This window comes from Polyangiaceae bacterium (genome assembly GCA_015075635.1).
In the GTDB taxonomy this organism is placed as follows: Bacteria; Myxococcota_A; Polyangia; order Polyangiales; family Polyangiaceae; genus JADJKB01.
In genome coordinates, this window is sequence record JABTUA010000003.1 from 345,390 (window position 1) to 362,740 (window position 17,351).

Sequence of the window (17,351 nt, forward strand, 5' to 3'; positions counted from 1 at the left end):
GTGGACCCTACAGCGCCGTGCGATTTTCATCGTCCCTCGAGCTGGGTGAGCCGTCGATCCAACCACTTGGCCAGATCCTCGGCGCCCTCTCGCCGGTAGAGATCGCGGAGCTTCGCGTAGCGTGCCTCGGGGTCGAAGCCGATGTTCCAGGCGAGCTTGCGCAGGCACACCGGGCACAGCTCGCCGAACTGGCCGTTGAGCTCCTCCAGCGAGTTGGAACCGTTCATCACACACTCGTAGTCCGTGCAGTGCTCGAGCGAGAAGGCGTGAGCGGTCTCGTGCACCAGGATCTGCGCGCTCTTCTCGAAGGTGCGGGCCTCGCGCCCGGGTCTCTCCGGCTCACCCCAAAACTCCGGGAAGAAGCGCGCCAGCGAGTAGACGCCGACGCGCTGTTCCAGCGTGGCCTGCCCGAACACGAAGTTCCAGGTCGGATCCGGGTACAGGTCCTCGACCGTGACGCCGACGTAGACGACGGCGTTCTTCGGCACCCGCGGCTCGAGGACCTCGTCGAGCAGCACGCGAGTGTAGTGCTGCGTCCAGCTGCGGGTGCCCTCGGTCTTCGTGCGCTGTCCCTTCTTGGGCAGCGGCAACGCCGCGCGCAGCTCGACGGGCAAGCCGAAGAACGCGGCCATCACCTCGCGCATCTTGCCGAGCAGAGCGCTCTGCCTGGCGTCGAACTTGCCCAGCGGTTGCAGCACCAGCGCGTTCCGTTCCGCGCTGGGGCGGACGGGGCGGCTCGACTGGTAGCGCAAGAAGCTCTGACCGGGCTCCTTGAAACGGTCGAGCCACTCGCCCGGGCGCGCGGGCCTCTTCTTCTCGAACAGCGCGTCGTCCGCCGGGAAGTACAGGCGCTCGAACGCCGACGGTCCGCTCGGCGAAGGAGCAGGGGTCGCGCTGGGACCGGGCTCGGTCTGGCGCGGCCGCTCGGGGCCGGCGCAGGCCGCCGCGACCAGGGCGATGATCCAGGGCGCGCGCATGGGGTCATGGACAAGCGTAGCCGACGCCGGTTCCCCACGGATCCCTTCACGGAACGAGCGGGCCAGAGGGGAGCGAGCAGCGAAGCAGCGCCGCGACCAAGACCAGGGCGGTGAACCGCACCTCGTACTTCGGAGCCGGGCCGCGCGCGCGTGGCTCGCCCATGAGGCGCCCGGGGTTGACAGCCTTCTGAGCCTCGCTATTATTTGGTTGGTCAACCAACTTACAATGGCCCGCCCCTCGAACACCGCCGAGAGAAAGAGCCAGATCGTCGCATCGCTGATCCGCGTGATGGCCCGGACGGGCTACGACGGCGCCTCCGTCGCGCAGGTGGCGGCGGAGGCAGGCCTCGCCCCCGGGCTGGTCCACTACCACTTCGAGAACAAGCGCGAGATCCTGCTCGCAGCCATCGACGAGCTCGAGCGTCGGGTCGGCGCGCGCTGGTTGGCCCGCCGCGGCAAGTCGAGAGACGCGTGGGGGCGGCTCCGCTCGTACCTCGACGCGCACGTGGCCCTGGGCCGCGACCGAGATCCGGACGCCGTCGCCTGCTGGGTGGTCATCGGCGCCGAGGCCGTGCGCGACGCCGAGGTGCGGGCCGCGTACGAGCGAGCGGTCAGCTCCAAGCTCGCGGAGCTCGGGGGTCTGGTGCGCGAGACGCTGCTCGAAGAGGGCCGCGATCCCCGGGCTGCTCCGTCGATCGCGGCTGCGCTGCTCTCCGCCGTCGAGGGCGCGTACCGGCTTTCGGTCGTGGCGCAGGCCACGCCCAGCGGGTTCGCGTCGCCGATGCTGCGTCGGATCGCTGAGAGCTTGGTGGCCGGTGCGAAGAAGGGGCCCCGCCGATGAGCGCGGGGAGCACACTCGCCAAGCTCGGCCTCCTGGCGTCGCTCTACTTCTCCCAGGGCCTCCCCTTCGGCTTTTTCACCCAGGCGCTGCCCGTCCTGTTGCGGGAGCGCGGGCTGAGCCTGCCGGCGATCGGGCTGTCCTCGCTCCTGGCGCTGCCGTGGGCGCTCAAGTTCGCGTGGGCGCCGCTGGTCGACCACGCGCGCTTCCGCGGGCTCGGGCGGCGCAAGAGCTGGATCGTTCCCCTTCAGCTCGCCGCCGCGCTGCTCTCGCTCTCGCTCGCCTTCGCCGACTCGCAGCGCGCCCTGGCCTGGCTCCTGGCCGGGGTGCTGCTCACGAACCTGGTTGCCGCCACGCAGGACGTCGCGACCGACGGCCTGGCGGTGGAGCTCTTGTCGCCTCAGGAGCGCGGCCTCGGCAACGGCGTGCAGGTGGCTGGCTATCGGGTGGGCATGATCGTGGGCGGCGGCGCGCTCCTCCTGGCGTTCGCGCGGCTCGGCTGGCGCGCTGCGTTCTTCGTCATGTCAGGCTTGCTCGTGCTCGCGACGCTGCCCATCCTGGCGCACCGCGAGCGCTGGCCAAAGGCGGCGGCTGCCACGCGCCCGGAGCTCCGCTGGTCGGCGTGGCTCGCGCTCGGCAAGCACTTCGGACCATGGCTCGGCGTGCTCCTCGCGTACAAGACCGGCGACGCGCTCGGGACCGGCATGCTCAGGCCGTTCTTGGTGGACTCCGGCTTGGGCCTCGACGACATCGGTTGGTTGCTCGGGACGCTCGGCTTCACGTCGGGCCTGCTCGGCGCGCTGGCCGGCGGCTGGGCGGTCGGGCGCTTGGGACGGCGCCGCGCGCTGCTCGGCTTCGGGTTGGTGCAAGCGCTGGCCGTGGCGCTCTACGCGTTGCCGGCGTCGAGCCGAAGCGCGCTCGGTCTGATCACGGCGGTGGCCACGCTGGAGCACTTCACCGGCGGCATGGCCACGGCTGCGTTGTTCACGCTGATGATGGACCGAGCGCGTCCCGGGCGCGAGGGCACGGACTACACCTTCCAGGCCTCCGCAGTGGTGCTCGCCACCGGCGCCGCGAGCGCCTTGTCCGGCTACCTGGCCCAGGCGGTGGGCTACTTCTGGCACTTCGTCGTCGCCGGCCTCGCCGCGCTCGGCGGGGTGGTCGTCGCGGCGAGCGTGCTGCGCCCGAGCGAGGAGGAGCGATGACGATTGCGATCTACGCAGGTAGCTTCGACCCGATCACCCTCGGGCACGCCTCGGTGGTACGCCGGGCGGCCAAGCTGTTCTCCCACCTCCGGGTGCTGATCGCCGTGAACCCCGACAAGCAGGCGCTGTTCAGCGAAGCGGAGCGCGTAGCGCTCGCGCGCCAGATGCTCGGAGCGATGCCCAACGTCTCGGTGGATGCTACTTCTGGGCTCGTGGTGGACTACGCGCGCGCCATCGGGGCGAGCTTCTTGGTGCGAGGGCTCAGGGGTGCTCCGGACGCTGCTCCCGAGACCGAGCTCGCGCGCGTCAACATGGCGCTCGCACCGGAGCTCCAGACCGTGCTGATCCCGGCGGAGCCGGCGCTGTCTCAGGTCTCGTCGAGCGCGCTCAAAGAGCTGGCTCGGCGCGGCGAGGATCTGAGCCGGCACTGCTCCCGAGAGGTGCTGGCGGAGCTCGAGCGGCGGCTCGGCGGGAGCGCGCGGTGAGCGAGCTCTCCTTCGTGCCGCTCGGCGTCGGCGACGCATTCAGCGCGCGCTGGTACTCGTCCTGCCTGCTGGTCGAGGCGAGCGGGGAGCGCATCCTGGTGGACTGCCCGCACCCGATCCGGAAGCTCCTCTGCGAGGCGACCTCGGGCAGCGTGGACGTCGGAGACGTGTCGGCCGTCGTGCTCACGCACCTACACGCCGATCACGCCTCCGGGCTCGAGGGCTTCGGCTACTTCTCGCGCTTCGTGCTCGGCCGGCGCGCTCGCCTGGTGCTGCACCCGAGCGTGCGCGCGCGGCTCTGGGAGGGGCACCTGGCCGCTGGCATGGAGGCGCTGCTCGACGCGGACGCCGAGAGCCCGCGGGACATGGGCCTCGACGACTACTTCGAGCTCCAATCCCTGGATTTCGAGCGCCCGCTCGCGCTCGGGCCGTTCCGCATCGAGTGCCGCGCGACGCGCCATCACGTCCCCACCACCGCGCTCCGCATCACGGCGGCAGGGCGGAGCCTGGGCATCAGCGCCGACACGTCCTTCGACCCCGAGCTGGTCGCCTGGCTCGCGCGCGCCGATCTGGTCGTGCACGAGACGAACCACGGCGTTCACACGCCCTACGCGGAGCTCGCGCGACTGCCGGCGGAGCTCCGCGCCAAGATGCGTCTGATCCACTACCCGGACGACTTCGACCGTGCCGCGTCGGTGATCGTCCCGCTCGAGCAAGGCGTGCGCGTCAGCGTGTGACCCGGCAAAGCGACAAATGCTAGCGTCGCGACCTCGATGAGCGACTCGGGTGGCGACCGCCGGCTTTGGCTCGATCTCGCGCGCCGCTTGGGCGTGGTCTTCGCGCTCGTGGCCGGCATCGCGCTCTTCGCCTGGGTCGCGCACGGTCACTACCCGATCCAGAAATGGCTGTTCTGGCGCTACGCCGGCTACTGGGCCGCGGTGCTCCTGTTCGTGGCGAGCTGCACGTCCCTGGGCCTGCGGCTGGTCCGGCTGGCGGGGCTCTCCGCGCGCCTGCACGAGCGGGTGTTCGTCGCGTTCGCCCTGGGGCTGTTCGCGTTCGAGCTCTCGATGTTCGTGCTCGGGCTCCTTCGCCTGTACTACTGGCCGCTGTTCTTCGCGCTGCCCGCGGTCTTCCTGGCCGCCGGGGCGAAGCCCGCCGTGCGGCTCGGACGAAAGGTCTTCCGTCGGGCCGGCCAGCTTGGCGCCGGGCGCCGCTCCGCCGTGACGAGCGCGCTCCTGCTTCTGTTCGGCGTGCTCGGCATCGGGATGATCTATTTCCTGATCCTCTCTCCGCACAACGTGCAGTTCGACGCGCGCTGGAAGCACCTGGCCCTGGCCGAGGACTACGTGGCCTCCCACGGCGTGCGCCGCTTCGACGAGGGCTGGTCGTTCTCCACCCGGCCGCACATCACCAGCTTCGTCTACGCGTGGGGATTTCTCTTGCCCCGCAGCCTGCTCTTCGACCGCGTGGAGCTGTGCGCTCACCTGGAGCTGGGGGTGTTCCTGATGACCACGGTGGTCGGGATCCCGGCGATGGTGCGGCGCCTGGTGCCGCGGGCGCGACCCGGCTGGGTCTGGCCGGCGCGCTTCTTGTTCCCAGGCACGTTCCTCTACGACTCGTCGCTCAGCGTGGGCGCCGATCACGTCGGCGCCGCGTTCGGCCCGGCGATCTTCCTGGTGCTGCTCCGGGTGGTGGACTCGCTCGGCCCGCGCGCTTGCGTGGCACTCGGTGCGCTGCTCAGCGCCGCAGCGCTGACCAAAGAGTCCATCGCGATGATGTTGATCCCGACGCCGGTCGCGGCGGTCGCCGTGGCGGCGGCGGTCGCCCTGTGGCGCGTGCGCCGGGCCAGCCCGGAGGCGCGCCTGCGCTGGCTGACCGGTCCGGCCGCTGCCACTCTTGCCTGCCTGGTGTTCACGGCGCCGCTCTGGCTGAAGAACCTGATCTGGCACCACGACCCGTTCTATCCGGTCGGGTTCCGCTACTTCCAGGGCCAGCCGTGGACCAGCGACGCGGCCTACCTCTACCAATACGGCTACGTGGAGCACCAGTTCGCGCGCCCCGTGGCGGGCCTCGCCGGCGTGCTGGAGACGCTGAAGACGCTCGCCACGTTCTCGTTCGTGAACAACGACTACCCGCAGTTCCACGGCAAGCTGCCGGTCTTCGGCTCGCTGTTCACGCTGCTCCTCCTGTGCCTTCCGTTCTTGAAGGGGACGCGCAGGATCTGGCTCTTGGTCGTTTGGGTGCACCTGGGCCTGTTCGCCTGGTACTGGGTGCACCATCAGGACCGCTACCTCCAGGGGTTGGTCCCGCTGATGACCGCGGTGGTCGCGGCGGTCGTCGTGCTCGTGTGGCGCACGACGCGCCTGGTGGGCAAGGGCCTCACCGCGGCGCTCCTCGCGCTTCAGGTGGTCTGGGGCGGAGACGTCTACTTCATCCGCACCCACGCCATGGCGGGCTCGGCCGCGATCAAGAGCCTGGACCTGCTCGAGGCCGGCTACAAGAAGCAGTACACCGAGCGCTTCGTGTTCGAGGGCGACATGGTCGCGCTCCGGAAGGCGCTGCCGAAGAGCGCCCGGCTGCTCTTGCACGAGAACCACGCGCACCTGGGCGTGGGCGTGCCCAGCCTCACCGACTGGCTCACGTACCAGTTTGGCATCAGCTACGGCACGCTCGCGGGCCCGCCGGAAGTTCACGCGCTCCTTTCGTCGATGAAGGTGACCCACATCGCCTGGCAGCCGGAGCGCAGCCGCGGCTGGGACAGCCTGGCCGGGGATCTGACCTTCTTCGACTTCGTGCTGAACGCGACGGGCGAGCGCCGGCTGGTCGGCGGTCATTTCCTGGTGCCGCTGCGGGAAGCACCGCCGCCGCCTCGCCCGCGGAGCACCGTCCTGGTGGCCGCCTGCAAGTCGCCCAAGAGCGGACTCTACGAGCTCGCCGATCTGACGGCGCCGAGCTTCGGACCCGAGCGCGGACGTTACCCTGCGCCGCGCACCGCGCTCGGCCCTCCTGCTCAGCTCGCCGAGCTGGCAACGCGCGCGGAGATGCTGGTGCTCGAGCCGGCGTGTGCCCCCGGCTTCTCCGCTCAGGTCGCCGGGTTCACGCTGGCTGCGAAGCGGGGGGCCCCGACCGGCACCGGCAACCCGCGGCCCGAGCTCTGGGTGCGGCTGCGGCCCTGAGCCTCACACCGGTCCGACGCGTCCGGTGTAGAGCGCGCGGTGCGAGGCGCAGTCGCACAGCTTGTTCCCGGGCTCCGGGCAGGCGCGGATCAACGCCACCGCGCGGTCGCCCTCCTCGCGCGGGATGGACGGGAGCGCGAACACCTCGGAGTCGCCCATGAAGCGGTCGTGGTAGCCCTCCACGGAGTAGCTGCCGCAGTCGTCGCACCAAAAGTACGAGTAGACGTACTCGTCGCCGGCGACGAAGACGGCGATGCCGGCACACGGCTTCTGAAGAGGTTTGGCGCAGCGGACGCAGTTCACCTACCCGAGCTTACCTCGGGCCCGGCTTCCCGGGGCAGCGCCGCCGCGCTAGGCTGTAAGTCATGCTGCGATGGCTCTTGGCCGCTTCGAGCCTGGGCCTCGCGCTCGGGGTGGGCTGCGCGGCGGAAGGAGGCGGAGTCGGCGCGAGCTCGGGCGGCGGCGCGGGCCTCGACGCGGGGCCCGACGCGAGCAGCGGCGGTAGCGGCGGCAGCGGCGGTGGCGGCGGCGCCAGCGGCAGCGGCGGCACCGGCGGCGGCCTGAACATCGAGGCCGGCACCGACGCCGATCTGGACGCGGCCTTCGATCCCGACGCCGCCTGCGCAGTGGCCACGGAGAAGGCGACGCCCGAGCTTCTGCCCGTGGACATCATCTGGGCCGTCGACAACTCGGTCAGCATGCAGCCCGCCATCGATCAGGTGACCCAGGGCTTGAACGCGTTCAGCGCCCTGATCGCCGGCAAGAGCCTCGACTACCGCGTGATCATGCTGAGCCTGCGCAGCAAGACGAACCCGGTGGTCGTGAGCGGCTCCAATCGCTACGCCGTGTGCATCCCGCCGCCACTGGCGGGCGACGCCAACTGCGGCAACGGTACGCGCTTCTTCCAGTCGAGCATCGACATTCGCAGCACCCAGCCGCTCGAGCAGATATTGGGCACGCTGGGCCAGACCGCCGGCTACAAAGAAGGCGAGGAGCGGGGCGGCGAGCCGTGGAAGCAGTGGCTCCGGCCGAACGCCACCAAGACGCTGGTCGTGGTGAGCGACGACAACGCGCGGCTCTCGGCGTCGGACTTCGAAACCTTCGCCGGCGGCAAGAACCCGTTCAACTCGCTGACGCTACCGCCCGGTATCCTCGACCCGAGCTGGGGTGGGCTGTTCACCGACTACCTCTTCAGCGGGCTCTACGGCTGGGGCTCGACCACCGACCCCAACGTGAAGTGCACGTACCCCGGCGGCTCGCAGCCGCCGAGCTCCGGGCCCACCTACACCCAGCTGGTGCTGAAGACGGGCGGCGTGCGCGCACAGATCTGCGCCGGCGCCAGCGCGTGGACGCCGTTCTTCGACGCGGTCGCCACCGCGGTCGAGAAAAACTCCAAGCTGTCCTGCGAGCTCCTGTTGCCGACGCCCAAGACGGGCAGCCTCGATCCGACCAAGGTGAACGTAGGCGTGACCGGCGGCGGGGGCACCACGCCCATCTACCAGGTGACCGGCGCCGCCGCCTGCGATCAGAGCGGCGGCTGGTACTACGACGACCCGGTCAAGCCGACCAAGGTGATCCTGTGCCCGGCCTCGTGCAGCGCCGCGGAGCAGGCGGGCCTGGCCTCCGGAAACGTGCAGATCGACGTCCTGTTCGGCTGCAAGACCGTGGTCAAGTGACGGATTTCCCAGGGGCGGCCGCCGAAGTTTCGACTTCGGGCGCTTCCTGCGCTAGTTGCCTCGGCACTTTTGGGGTGAATCCGTGACCGAAGCCTTGATCCAGTACATCCAGACTGCCGCCACCCACGCCCCCACCTGGGGCTTCTTCTTGGTGTTGCTCTTCATGACCGTGGAGAGCTCGTTCATTCCGTTTCCCAGCGAGGTGGTGATGATCCCCGCGGGCTTCCTGGCGGCGCGCGGCGAGCTCAGCTTCGGCTCACCCGTGCTCGACGCCTTCGTCGCCGTCATCGCCGGCACCGCTGGCTCGCTCGCCGGAGCTTACGTCAACTACTTCCTGTTCTCCTGGCTCGGCACACCGTTCCTCGAGAAGTACGGCAAGTACTTCTTCCTGCCCAAGCCCAAGCTCGACCGCGCGGAGGAGATCTTCCGGCGCTACGGCGCGGGCGCGACGTTCGTGTGTCGTCTCCTACCGGCGATTCGCCAGCTGATCTCGATCCCGGCCGGCATCTCGCGCATGCCCCTCAAGAGCTTCACGCTCTGGACCGGCCTCGGCGCGGGGATCTGGGTCGCCATCCTCACCGGTATCGGCTACTACCTGGGCGCCACCACCGCCAGCATGAGCTACGCGGAGCTGGTCCACCGCGGCAAGGCGATGGCCAGCCGCGATCTGCTCTACATCCTGCCGGTGCTCGTCGTCGGCTTCGTCGCGTACGTGATGATCTCGAACCGCATCATGCGGCGCAGCGAAGAGCCCGCGAAGGCGTGAGCTCGGCGCCGACCGAGACGCTGCCGTTCAGCTGGTACTCCGAGCCAGCCACCTTTCGCTCGGAGCAGGAGCGGATCTTTCGGCGCTCGTGGCAGTACGTCGGCCACGCCGGCGAGCTGCCGCGGCCCGGCAGCTTCCGGGCGACCTTCGCCGGGGACCTGCCCGTGGTGCTGGTGCGCGACGAAGCAGGCGCGCTCCGCGCGTTCGTCAACGTGTGCCGGCACCGCGGCTCCACCATCTGCGACGGCTCGGGGGAGCGCTCGACGCTCCAGTGCCCGTACCACGCCTGGACCTACGGCCTGGACGGCCAGCTGCTCCGCGCGCCGCGGCTCACGCCGGTCGCAGGCGAGAACCTGGGGCTCGTGCCGCTCCGCCTCGAGACCTGGGGACCGCTCCTGTTCGCGAACCCCGATCCCGACGCGCCGCCTCTGAGCGACACGCTGGGTGACGTTCCCGAGCGCTTGGCCGGCGCGGGCATCGAGCTCGAGTCGCTCCGCTTCTTGCGACGTTCCGAGTCCGAGGTGGCGGCGAACTGGAAGATCGTCGCCGAGAACTACCTGGAGTGTTACCACTGCCCCGTCGCTCACCCCGGCTTCTCCGCGGTGATGGACGTGTCGCCCGAGGCTTACCTGCTCGAGGCGCAGGCCACGCGGCTGAGCCAGTATTGCGCGCCGCGCCCGGGATCTTCGTCGCTCTACGACGCGACCGGCACGGTCCAGCGCGCACAGTTTCACCTGCTGTTCCCCGGTACGATCGTCAACGTGTACCCCGGCCGGCAGAACCTCTCCATTGGCCCGCTCTTGCCGCGCTCGCCGGAGCGCACGGCGCGTTTCTTGGACTACTTCGTCGGGCCCGATGCCGACGACGCCTGGATCGCCGACATGCTCGCCTTCGACGACCAGGTCGGTGTGGAGGACAAGGCGCTGGTCGAGCGCGTGCAGGCCGGCGTGCGCGCGGGTCTGCCCGAGCGCGGTCGGCTCCTGCCCGAATCCGAGGGCCTGATCGCACACTTTCAGGCGTTGATCACCCGAGCCTTGGGCTGAGGGAAGACCGGGCCGGCCGCGCGCGTAGCAGGTGCCGAACGGTTCGTCAGCGATCCCCATGCAGGCCGTGCTCCCAACGCCCAGAGCTTCTGCCCAAGCAGACGCCGAGATCTCCGCGGCGGCCCCCCCGCTGGTTGCGGTCGTCGCGGGCCGAGTCGTGCTCGTGCTCGGCGTCTTCACGGTCCTGTATGCCGTGCAGTCGCTGACGAACCTTCGCTTTCTCTCCTGGCACTGGCTCCTGCCCGCGCTCTTGCTCCCGCTGGGTGTGGCCAGCGCGGTGGTCGGCTGGAAGCTGTCGCGCGCGCGGGGTTGGGCGGCGGTCGCCGGCTTCGTGCTCTGTGCCGTGACGGCCCTGCTCACCGGCGCTTTCACGCTGCTCTCGCTGAGCTGGGGCTACTTCTCGCTGCTCTCGCTGATCGTCGGCCTGGCGGCCTTCGTCGGCGGCTTGCTCGCGGCGCTGTCCATCGGTGCCTGTCAGCGCGCGGATCGCGCCCGGGCGGCGCTGGCCGAGCAGGGCTTCGATCTGGGCGTCTGAGTCAGCGCGTGGCGCGCCACACGCGGGCGGGTGAACGCAGTCGCAGGAGATGGGGCGCGGCGCGCTCGACCGGCACGGGCTCCGCGCGGCCGAAACCCGCCTGCTCGAAGTAGCGCTCGACCGCCTGCGTGCTCGGGAAGTCCTCACGGGCGCCGCGCCCGCGCGTCACCAGCCAGATGCCGGCGCGCAGGAGCTTGGCGGCGGCCGCGACGGCTTGCCCGCCCTCGCGAGAGCGCAGGTCACACACGAAGGCGCCGCGGCCTGCCAGCGCGCGCGCCACGGCAGCCGCGACGCGCTCGCGGTCGCCGAGCTCGAAGTAGCCCAGCACGCCCTCCGCGATCACCACGGGACGCTCGGCGCCCTCCAGCGTGTCGACAAGCCAGCGCTCGAAGTCGGGGCCCAAGACGTCCACGGCCTCGTGGCGCAGGCGGGATCCCGCGCGCTCGCGCACCGCCTGCGGCACGCGGGCCCGGATGAGCTCGCGCTTCGCGCTGACCATGTGCGGCAGATCGACCTCGACGTAGTCCACGCCGCGGTCCGCCGCCCAGGTGAGCCCGCGCCGCGAGAGGCCCGCGCCCAGCTCGACCACGCGATCCGGCCGGGCCTCCTCCAGCGCCAGCTCGATGGAGCGGTGCCGGAGCTCCAGATACTGCAACATCGACGGCACCGTCGGGTGCGCCACGGCCAGCCACTCCCCCGCGAAACGGAACGACCAGAACAGCCGGCGACCGGTCGGGGTGGCGAAGTGCTCGGCGTGGGGAAAGCCGAGCCGGTGCCAGACGTAGGCCGTGTAGTGGGCGGTCGGGGCGATCTCGGCGAGCGACATCAGCCGCGCCGGGCGCTCTTGATCACGATGGCCTCGAGCGGGGCGTCCTTGGTGAAGGGGCCCGCGGCGCCGGTCTTCACCGCCTTGATCCGATCGACCACGTCCATGCCGGCGACGACCTGCCCGAACACCGTGTAGCCCCAGCCCGCGTCGTTCTTGCCCTTGTGGTCGAGGGAGGTGTTGTCCTTCACGTTGATGAAGAACTGCGCGGTGGCGGAGTGCGGATCGCTGGTGCGGGCCATCGCCACCGTGCCGCGCTGGTTCTTGAGCCCGTTGTCGGCCTCGTTCTCCACCGGAGCGACCGTGGGCTTGCGCTCGAAGTCGGTGGTGTAGCCGCCGCCCTGCGCCATGAAGCCGTCGATCACGCGGTGGAAGATCGTGCCGTCGTAGTGGCCCGCGTCCACGTAGTGAAGGAAGTTCGCGACGCTCTTGGGTGCGCGCTCGGCGTCGAGCGCGAGGGTGATGCTGCCGAAGCTCGTGTCGAGAACGACCGTGGTCTGTGCCATGCGCGGGACTCTAGGTCCGTGAAGCGAATGCCGCAACGTGCTACGACATCCGCCGGATCGGAGGCCTTCGTGATGCGACGCTTGATTTCGGTTGGCTTGGTGGCTGCACTTTTCACGGCGTGTGGCGGCGAGAGTGAAGGCGGCGGTAGCGGCGGCAGCTCGACCGGGGGCTCGAGCGCCACGGGGGGCGCCGGCGGCTCGGTGGGCGGCAGCGCCGGCAGCGGCGGCGCGACGGGTGGCAGCGGCGGCGCGACGGGTGGCAGCGGCGGCGCGACGGGTGGCAGCGGCGGCGCGACGGGTGGCAGCGGCGGCGCGACCGGAGGCGCGGGTGGTGCCGGCGGCAGCTCGACCTGTGGCAGCGCGAACGACTGCGTGGCCAGCGTCTACACCAAGCTCGTGGCGTCGGAGGCGGACTGCTACTGCCTGATGTGCCCGACGGTCGCGCTGACCAAGACCGAGTCGGACGCACGCGCCGCGGCGTGGACGAAGCACTGCACGGCCTGGGAGCAGAAGAACCCTTGCCCGGTGCCCTCGTGCATCCAGCCGCCGCCGGTAGCGTGTTCAGGCGGGCAGTGCGTGTTCAGCGGCGCTGAAGCGGGCTGCACCAGCTCCGGCGGCACGGTCAGCAAAGGGCTGTGCTGCACCAGCACCTCCGACTTCCCCAACACCTGCGTCACCGGCGCCTGCGGCTGCTCGCCTGCGAACAGCCACGAAGTGAAGACCTGCCAGTGCCCGAGCGGGAAGTGCTTCGACGGCTCGAAGTGCCAGTAGCTCGCGTCACTCCTCGAGGCAGAACTCGCGTACCAGGCGCGCCGTGTCCCGGGGCCGCTCCGTCGGGAAGTCGTGGCCCGCGCCGGGCAGCGTCGCGAGGCGCGCGCCGGGGATGGCGCGGGCCAGGTGCGCCGAGTTGTCGGCGTGAATCAAGACGTCGGCGTCACCGGTGACCACCAGCGTCGGCATGCGGAGCTGCCCGAGGCGCGTGCTGGCGTCGTGGCGCGCGGCGGCGAAGAGCTGGTAGATCACGCCGCGCCGGCTGGGCGGCAGCTCCCGCGCGATCTGCACCCACTCGTCCACGACGTGGGGAGACTCGCGCTGGAAGTCCGGGGACAGGATCAGTGCCGCCGTCTTGCGGATGGCCTGCTCGGCGGGCAGCCGCATGGGCGCCACCAGCCGGAGCGCCGTTCGCCAGTCGAGCGGCACGCCCGTACCACCCCCGGCGCGCGTGCAGCCGAGCACCAGCTTGGCCACCCGGTCGCCGTGCCGGAGCGCGAGCTCCTGGGCGATCATGCCGCCCAGCGAGACTCCGAGCACGCTCGCCGCGTCGATGTCGAGCCAGTCGAGGAGCGCTGCCGCGTCGTCCGCCATGTCGCGCGTGGAGAAGGGCAAGAGCGGGACGCCGCTCTTGCCGATGCCGCGGTTGTCGATCAGCACCAACCGGAAGCTCTGCTCGAGCTCGCCGAGGACGGCGCCCCAGTGCCGGCTGGTGCGCGCGAGGCCGCGGATCATCAGCAGCGGCGGAGCCTCGGGCGCACCCCTGAGGGCGTAGGCGATACGATGACCTCGGCGGTTCAGGTATTGGACGCGCAGCACGGGACATTGCTATCGCAGCGAAGGGCGAGCTGCGCTAGAAAAACTCATGCGTCCGCGCAGCCTGAGCCTCCTGATCGCCGCGACCGACGACGCTGCGGCTCACGAGCTGGCGGGGCTCGCGGCCGACGCGGGCGTCGTGCCGCGCCGGGTGCAGGACGGCTGGTCCGCGCTGGGCCTGCTCCGGGCCGGCGATTTCGACGCACTGGTGTGTGACATCACGCTGCCCGACATCACCATCGGCGAGCTGGTGGCGGAGGTGCAGAAGCTCGACGCCAACCTGCCGGTGGTGGTGATGGTCGAGCCGGGGCGGGTGGGTGACGGCGTGGCTGCGGTACGGGCCGGGGCGGCCGACTTCTTGCGCAAGCCGCTGGAGCGCGAAGAGGTGAGCTACGTGGTGAGCAAGGTGCTGCGCGGCGCGACCGTGGACGACGAAGAGCCCCCGCGTTCCATGGTCATGCCGCCCGAGCTGCGCATGATCGGTGGCTCCAAGGCGATGCAGGACCTGGCGCAGACGCTGCGCCGCGCGGCGGACGGCGTGGCCACGGTGCTGGTGCGCGGCGAGAGCGGCAGCGGCAAGGAGCTGGTGGCGCGCCAGCTCCACCAGCTGAGCCCGCGCCGCGCCGGTCCGTTCGTGAAGGTCCACTGCGCCGCGCTCCCAGACAACCTGCTCGAGAGCGAGCTGTTCGGCTACGAGAAAGGAGCCTTCACCGGCGCCACCGCCAGGAAGCCGGGGCGGGTGGAGCTGGCCGAAGGCGGCACGCTGTTCCTGGACGAGATCGGCGACATCAGCGCGGCCACGCAGGTGAAGCTCCTGCGCGTGCTCCAGGATCGCGAGTACGAGCGGCTCGGGGGCACCGAGACGCTGCGCGCCGACGTGCGCTTCGTGGTGGCGACGCACCGCGATCTGGCGGCGATGGTCAAGGCAGGGAGCTTCCGCGCCGATCTGTTCTACCGGCTCAACGTGGTCTCGCTGGAGGTGCCGCCGCTCGCCGCTCGGGCGGAGGACGTCGAGGCCTTGGCCCTGCACTTCTGCGACAGCGTCGCGCGGGCCAACGGTCGCGCGGGCATCGCGCTGGACGTGGACGCGCTCGAGCTCTTGCGCGCCGAGCGCTGGCCCGGCAACGTGCGCCAGCTCCAGAACTTCATCGAGCGCCTGGTGGTGCTGAACAAGGGGCCGCGCATCCGCCGGGCCGACGTCGAGCGGGAGCTCGGGCGGCAGGCGGGCCCCGCGGGCTTCGCGGAGGCGGAGGGCTTGGCGCCGAAGATCTCACTCGAGAGCTCGGTCATCGACCTGTCGCTCGCGGTGCAGAAGGCCGAGCGGCGCGCCATCCAGCGCGCGCTGGAGAAGGCGGGCGGAAACCGGAACCTGGCGGCGCGACTGCTCGGGATCAGCCGGCGCAGCCTGTACTACAAGCTCGGAGAGCTCGGCATCGAGTGAGAGCTCAGGGGTTCTTGAACCACTTGGCCAGGTAGCGGCCGCGGAACTGATCGAAGGCGCTCTTCAGCATGCTCGCGTACACCGCGGCCTCCAGGGCCCCGGCGGAGGGCTGATCCGCGTGTTTGGCGATCAGCTCGTGGGACACGTTCTCGCCGGCCGTGAACTTGCTCTTGAGCGGCGCGCTATCGCCGGGCACGACGAAGGTGGTGCGGAAGAACAGCAAGAGGCCGATGAACACGCCGCGGGGCTTGTCCCGCGCCACCGCGCCCCCGGACCACTCCAGGCGGTGGCTGATGACCAGCGTGGGGACCTTCACCTCCGGAGCCTCCTCGGACTCGCCTTCCACCGGCGGTCCCACCACGAAGCTCAGGATCTCGGGCTCGAAGACCTTGCCGAAGCGCTCCGCCAGCGCCTTCGCCAGCTCGGTCTCGCTGGGCTCGAGGCGCTTGGGCTCGAAGTACTGCGCCGGGTAGCTGGCGGCGCCGTTGAACATCGGGTTCTTGCGGATGGCGGCGTCGGCGCGTCCCAGCGTCTTCGAGGCCTGGCGCTGGAAGCGGATCTCCACCGACGGGCCGCGGTGCCCTTCTGCGGTCTTGGTGGCGCCGGTCTTCTCCGCGAACGCGATCAGCTTGTCCACGAGCTCGGCGTGGTCCTCTCCGCCGTCCGCCATCTCCTTGCGGTAGCGGGCCTTGGCCCGCGCGAACAGGGCGCGACGCGCCTCCGCAAACGCGTCGTTCAAGCCGTGGTCCGGGTGCTGCTCGGCGAAGTCGAGCAGCGCGGCCAGCGTGCCCTTGGCCTTGGCGCGCTCGAGCTCGGCGACCATGGCGTTCTTCTTCGCCGCGTCCACCTCCGGCTGAATCCCGGTCTTGGGGTACTCGCGGATGAAGTCGTCGATGGCAGCTACCGTGCCTTGCTCGACGGCCACCCTGAGCACCGCCCGGGGCAGGAGCACTTCCGAGACGATGTCGCGGTGGCGCTTTCCCCGGGCCAAATAGCCGCGGTAGGAGGCAACGTCGTTCTTGGCCTGCGCCGCGGCCAGCATGCGGTTGTCGCTGGAGGTGTTGCGCAGCCAGAAGAGCGCGCCCCCGAGGGCGCAGCCGAGCGCGATGCCGACGAGCCAGCGCTGGCTCTCCCAGATCGGGGCGCTGCGCGCGAGCGGAGCGGTCGGCGCCAGGGGGCTGACGACCGCTGGCGGCTGGAGCGGATCGATCTCGAAGCGGGCCTTGGCGTCCAGGCTCGGGAGCCGTGCTCGCGCCGCCTCGACGAGATCGACGGCCTCCTGCGCGCGGGCCGGATCGGCCAGAGAGAGCTGGAACTCCTCGGAGCCGAACACGAGCGTGACCATGCCGGCGGGGCCCTTCGCCACCTTCGTCAGGCTGTCGAGCGGATGGACGCGGAAGCGGCTGTCGCGCGCGTCGAGCAGCTCCGCGCCGAACAGATAGACTCCGGGCTTGAACGGCAAGTCGCCCAAGCGGGACTTGATCTCCAGGGCGGAGAGCAGCCCGACCGCGACGGCCGAGAGCAGCGCCGCGTACAGGGCGAGCACCGGCAGGGGATGGAGCGCCAGCGCGCTGCCCGAGTTGCCGAGCCCGACCAGGGCGACGAGCGCGACGGCGACGGTGGCCGCGGCTGCGACGCCGATCCAGCGGATGGCCTGCGACTTCGTCCCGAGCCGGTGGAGGATGGGACGGGGCTCGAAGCGCCCGCTGAGCGCTTCGAGCAGCCGGTCCTGTACGGGCCGGGGCAAGCCGTAGAAGTCGACCTCTTTCATGCCGGGCCGCCCCTCCGAGCCCCCGGCGCAGGCCCCAGGGCTTCGATCGGAGCGCCCCATGAGGTACCCGACCTGGCGCGTGCCGTGAAGCGGGGCGTCTCTGCAGCCCAACCGGGCTCGGTTGCGCGCGGGCCGGTTCCGTGGCCCACTGCCGGGGCGGCTCTCGGGAGCCGCCCTTTCTTGCACCAGGGGTGCGCCATGCGCTGGCTCGTCCTCGTTCTATTGGCGTTTTCGCTGATCGTCGGCTGCGACATGAACCCGCAGCCCGAGGTGCCCGGGGCCGATGAGCCCGAGGCCGCGGGCGGAGCCTCCGGCGCGGCAGGAGCCCCGGGCGCGGATCTGGAGGTGCCGAGCGCCAACGACGACGATCCGGGACGCGCCGTGGATCCCGATCCCACGGACTACAGCGGCGGGCTCCAGGCGGGCGGGAAGACCGCGCGCCCCGATGGCGGCGTGCGCGAGGTCCCCGACGCCGCAACCGATGCGCAGTCGCCCCCGCCCGTGGTCGTCGCCAACTGA

Annotated in this window: 17 protein-coding genes and 1 pseudogene; 12 read left to right on the forward strand and 6 right to left on the reverse strand. The window is 70.9% G+C overall.

The window, feature by feature from the left end:
• Positions 1-26: 26 nt before the first annotated feature.
• The gene (locus HS104_32155; protein MBE7484608.1) at positions 27-977 is read right to left on the reverse strand and encodes a hypothetical protein; all 951 of its coding nucleotides are present in this window, start codon (positions 975-977) and stop codon (positions 27-29) included.
• A gap of 226 nt (positions 978-1,203) precedes the next feature.
• On the opposite strand from HS104_32155, the gene HS104_32160 reads away from it, so the two are divergent.
• Genes HS104_32160 through HS104_32180 form a run of 5 tightly spaced genes read left to right on the forward strand, consistent with a single transcriptional unit; the run spans position 1,204 to position 6,681 of the window.
• Positions 1,204-1,818 carry a TetR family transcriptional regulator gene (locus HS104_32160; GenBank protein MBE7484609.1) on the forward strand — a complete coding sequence of 205 codons (615 nt, stop codon included), beginning with the start codon at positions 1,204-1,206 and terminating at the stop codon, positions 1,816-1,818.
• Complete coding sequence (locus tag HS104_32165) at positions 1,815-3,020, forward strand: MFS transporter (GenBank protein ID MBE7484610.1); 1,206 nt, start codon at positions 1,815-1,817, stop codon at positions 3,018-3,020. The genes HS104_32160 and HS104_32165 overlap by 4 nt, the downstream gene beginning before the upstream one ends.
• Entirely contained in the window at positions 3,017-3,505 is a 489-nt protein-coding gene (gene coaD, locus HS104_32170) for a pantetheine-phosphate adenylyltransferase (GenBank protein MBE7484611.1), read from the forward strand. Before HS104_32165 ends, coaD begins: the two co-directional genes overlap by 4 nt.
• Positions 3,502-4,242 carry a ribonuclease Z gene (locus HS104_32175; GenBank protein MBE7484612.1) on the forward strand — a complete coding sequence of 247 codons (741 nt, stop codon included), beginning with the start codon at positions 3,502-3,504 and terminating at the stop codon, positions 4,240-4,242. Before coaD ends, HS104_32175 begins: the two co-directional genes overlap by 4 nt.
• 36 nt (positions 4,243-4,278) lie before the next feature.
• Positions 4,279-6,681: a hypothetical protein gene (locus HS104_32180; GenBank protein ID MBE7484613.1), complete on the forward strand. Its 2,403-nt coding sequence runs from the start codon at positions 4,279-4,281 to the stop codon at positions 6,679-6,681.
• A gap of 3 nt (positions 6,682-6,684) precedes the next feature.
• Here HS104_32180 and HS104_32185 read toward each other — a convergent pair whose 3' ends face one another.
• Positions 6,685-6,984 carry a hypothetical protein gene (locus HS104_32185; protein ID MBE7484614.1) on the reverse strand — a complete coding sequence of 100 codons (300 nt, stop codon included), beginning with the start codon at positions 6,982-6,984 and terminating at the stop codon, positions 6,685-6,687.
• A gap of 62 nt (positions 6,985-7,046) precedes the next feature.
• Here HS104_32185 and HS104_32190 point away from each other — a divergent pair, with 62 nt between their 5' ends.
• The 4 genes from HS104_32190 to HS104_32205 all read left to right on the forward strand — a co-directional run bounded on the left by HS104_32190 (position 7,047) and on the right by HS104_32205 (position 10,701).
• A complete protein-coding gene (locus tag HS104_32190) occupies positions 7,047-8,357 on the forward strand; it encodes a hypothetical protein (GenBank protein ID MBE7484615.1) in 1,311 nt (436 codons plus the stop codon).
• An 82-nt stretch (positions 8,358-8,439) separates the two neighbouring features.
• Positions 8,440-9,123 (forward strand): DedA family protein, encoded by a 684-nt coding sequence (locus tag HS104_32195; GenBank protein ID MBE7484616.1) that lies wholly within the window; start codon positions 8,440-8,442, stop codon positions 9,121-9,123.
• Positions 9,120-10,166 carry an aromatic ring-hydroxylating dioxygenase subunit alpha gene (locus HS104_32200; GenBank protein MBE7484617.1) on the forward strand — a complete coding sequence of 349 codons (1,047 nt, stop codon included), beginning with the start codon at positions 9,120-9,122 and terminating at the stop codon, positions 10,164-10,166. The genes HS104_32195 and HS104_32200 overlap by 4 nt, the downstream gene beginning before the upstream one ends.
• 58 nt (positions 10,167-10,224) lie before the next feature.
• Positions 10,225-10,701 carry a hypothetical protein gene (locus tag HS104_32205; protein ID MBE7484618.1) on the forward strand — a complete coding sequence of 159 codons (477 nt, stop codon included), beginning with the start codon at positions 10,225-10,227 and terminating at the stop codon, positions 10,699-10,701.
• Position 10,702: 1 nt separating this feature from the next.
• Here HS104_32205 and HS104_32210 read toward each other — a convergent pair whose 3' ends face one another.
• The gene (locus HS104_32210; GenBank protein ID MBE7484619.1) at positions 10,703-11,527 is read right to left on the reverse strand and encodes a class I SAM-dependent methyltransferase; all 825 of its coding nucleotides are present in this window, start codon (positions 11,525-11,527) and stop codon (positions 10,703-10,705) included.
• Complete coding sequence (locus HS104_32215) at positions 11,527-12,033, reverse strand: peptidyl-prolyl cis-trans isomerase (protein MBE7484620.1); 507 nt, start codon at positions 12,031-12,033, stop codon at positions 11,527-11,529. The genes HS104_32210 and HS104_32215 overlap by 1 nt, the downstream gene beginning before the upstream one ends.
• Before the next feature lie 141 nt (positions 12,034-12,174).
• Between HS104_32215 and HS104_32220 the strand changes: the two are divergent.
• Positions 12,175-12,378: pseudogene (locus tag HS104_32220) on the forward strand (serine/threonine protein phosphatase).
• Between the two features lie 432 nt (positions 12,379-12,810).
• Here the strand turns inward: HS104_32220 and HS104_32225 are convergent.
• Entirely contained in the window at positions 12,811-13,623 is an 813-nt protein-coding gene (locus HS104_32225; GenBank protein MBE7484621.1) for an alpha/beta fold hydrolase, read from the reverse strand.
• A 46-nt stretch (positions 13,624-13,669) separates the two neighbouring features.
• Between HS104_32225 and HS104_32230 the strand changes: the two genes are divergently transcribed.
• A complete protein-coding gene (locus tag HS104_32230) occupies positions 13,670-15,061 on the forward strand; it encodes a sigma-54-dependent Fis family transcriptional regulator (GenBank protein ID MBE7484622.1) in 1,392 nt (463 codons plus the stop codon).
• Positions 15,062-15,065: 4 nt separating this feature from the next.
• Here HS104_32230 and HS104_32235 read toward each other — a convergent pair whose 3' ends face one another.
• Positions 15,066-16,832 (reverse strand): hypothetical protein, encoded by a 1,767-nt coding sequence (locus tag HS104_32235; protein ID MBE7484623.1) that lies wholly within the window; start codon positions 16,830-16,832, stop codon positions 15,066-15,068.
• 198 nt (positions 16,833-17,030) lie between these two features.
• Between HS104_32235 and HS104_32240 the strand changes: the two genes are divergently transcribed.
• Positions 17,031-17,351, forward strand: coding sequence for a hypothetical protein (locus HS104_32240; GenBank protein MBE7484624.1), 321 nt, complete (start codon positions 17,031-17,033; stop codon positions 17,349-17,351).

Bases quoted from the DNA above. Each gene is read 5' to 3' on its own strand.
- HS104_32155 (MBE7484608.1), bottom strand. From the start codon at position 977: ATGCGCGCGCCCTGGATCATCGCCCTGGTCGCGGCGGCCTGCGCCGGC.
- HS104_32160 (MBE7484609.1), top strand. From the start codon at position 1,204: ATGGCCCGCCCCTCGAACACCGCCGAGAGAAAGAGCCAGATCGTCGCA.
- HS104_32165 (MBE7484610.1), top strand. From the start codon at position 1,815: ATGAGCGCGGGGAGCACACTCGCCAAGCTCGGCCTCCTGGCGTCGCTC.
- coaD (MBE7484611.1), top strand. From the start codon at position 3,017: ATGACGATTGCGATCTACGCAGGTAGCTTCGACCCGATCACCCTCGGG.
- HS104_32180 (MBE7484613.1), top strand. From the start codon at position 4,279: ATGAGCGACTCGGGTGGCGACCGCCGGCTTTGGCTCGATCTCGCGCGC.
- HS104_32190 (MBE7484615.1), top strand. From the start codon at position 7,047: ATGCTGCGATGGCTCTTGGCCGCTTCGAGCCTGGGCCTCGCGCTCGGG.
- HS104_32205 (MBE7484618.1), top strand. From the start codon at position 10,225: ATGCAGGCCGTGCTCCCAACGCCCAGAGCTTCTGCCCAAGCAGACGCC.
- HS104_32210 (MBE7484619.1), bottom strand. From the start codon at position 11,527: ATGTCGCTCGCCGAGATCGCCCCGACCGCCCACTACACGGCCTACGTC.
- HS104_32215 (MBE7484620.1), bottom strand. From the start codon at position 12,033: ATGGCACAGACCACGGTCGTTCTCGACACGAGCTTCGGCAGCATCACC.
- HS104_32230 (MBE7484622.1), top strand. From the start codon at position 13,670: ATGCGTCCGCGCAGCCTGAGCCTCCTGATCGCCGCGACCGACGACGCT.
- HS104_32235 (MBE7484623.1), bottom strand. From the start codon at position 16,832: ATGAAAGAGGTCGACTTCTACGGCTTGCCCCGGCCCGTACAGGACCGG.
- HS104_32240 (MBE7484624.1), top strand. From the start codon at position 17,031: ATGCGCTGGCTCGTCCTCGTTCTATTGGCGTTTTCGCTGATCGTCGGC.